Source organism: Nocardiopsis listeri NBRC 13360, from assembly GCF_001570765.1.
Taxonomy (GTDB): domain Bacteria; phylum Actinomycetota; class Actinomycetes; order Streptosporangiales; family Streptosporangiaceae; genus Nocardiopsis; species Nocardiopsis listeri.
Genome location: NZ_BCSH01000024.1, coordinates 1 through 1,133, shown reverse-complemented (window position 1 = coordinate 1,133; position 1,133 = coordinate 1). Strand labels below are relative to the sequence as shown.

1 protein-coding gene is annotated in these 1,133 nt (G+C 72.0%); it reads left to right on the top strand.

The genetic code is table 11. The annotated features are described in order from the left end of the window. Positions 1–13: 13 nt before the first annotated feature. Positions 14–1,133, top strand: a 1,120-nt coding sequence (locus tag NLI01S_RS08875; protein ID WP_307600907.1) for a trehalase-like domain-containing protein, incomplete at its 3' end; no start/stop codon positions are given.

Genomic DNA, 1,133 nt, shown 5'->3' with positions numbered 1-1,133 from the left:
ACGCGTCTCCGCGTTGGCGCGCACCTCGCGACTTCTCGTCGCCTGTGACTACGACGGCGCCTTGGCACCCGTCGACTCCGACCACCGCGGCCCCCTACCGGAGGCCGTCCGCGCCCTGCGCGACCTCGCCGACCTGCCGGGCACCGTGTGCGCGGTCGTCTCCGCGCGCCCCCTGCGCGACCTCGCCGTGCTGTCCCGGTTGCCCGCCGAGGTCCGCCTCGTCGGCGCCTACGGCACCGAGTTCGACACCGACCTCACCGTCGACACCCCCACGGACAAGTCCGCCGCCCTGGAGGTGCTCCGCGAACAGGTCGACGCCACCGCGCTCCTCTACATCGGCGGCGGCGATGGTGAGGAGCCGGTGTTCACGAACCTGAACACCGGGGCCGACGCGGGTGTCCGCGTGGGCCACGAACCCACCGTCGCCTCGCACAGCGTCCCGGACACCCCCACCGCCGCCACGCTCCTGACCCTGCTCGCCAACGAGCGTCGCTCCTGGGTGTTCGGTGAACGGCCCACTCCCATCGAGCGCATGTCCATGCTCTCCAACCAGTCCTCCGTGGCACTGGTCGGACCGGACGCGCGGCTGCTGTGGTTCTGTCACCCCGAACCCGACTCCAACGCCCTGTTCGCCGAGGTGCTGGGCGGGCGTCAGGCGGGCGTCTTCGCGATCGCTCCCGCCCACGGCGGTCTCCCCCTCGGCCAGCGCTACCTGCCCGGCACCATGACCGTGCGCACCCGCTGGTCACGACTGGAGGTCACCGACTACCTCGCCCAGGACACCGAACCCGGCCGCACCGACCTCATCCGTGTGATCGCCGGGGTCACGCCCGCCACCATCGAGTTCGCGCCGCGCCCCGACTTCGGCCGCGCTCCGATCCGTCTCACCATCGAGCCCGAGGGACTGCGCATCCAGGGCGCCGACTTCCCCATGGTCCTGCGCTCCCCCGGTGTGGAGTGGCACGTGGACCACGACGGCACCGACGACGTCGCCCGGGCCACCGTCCACCCGCGTTCCGAGCAGCCCGTGGTCCTGGAACTGCGCTGTGGCACCGACTCCCTCGCCGCCGAGGAGAGTAGCGAACCCGAACGCCAGGAGAAGGCGACCCACCACTGGTCCCAGTGGCTGGACA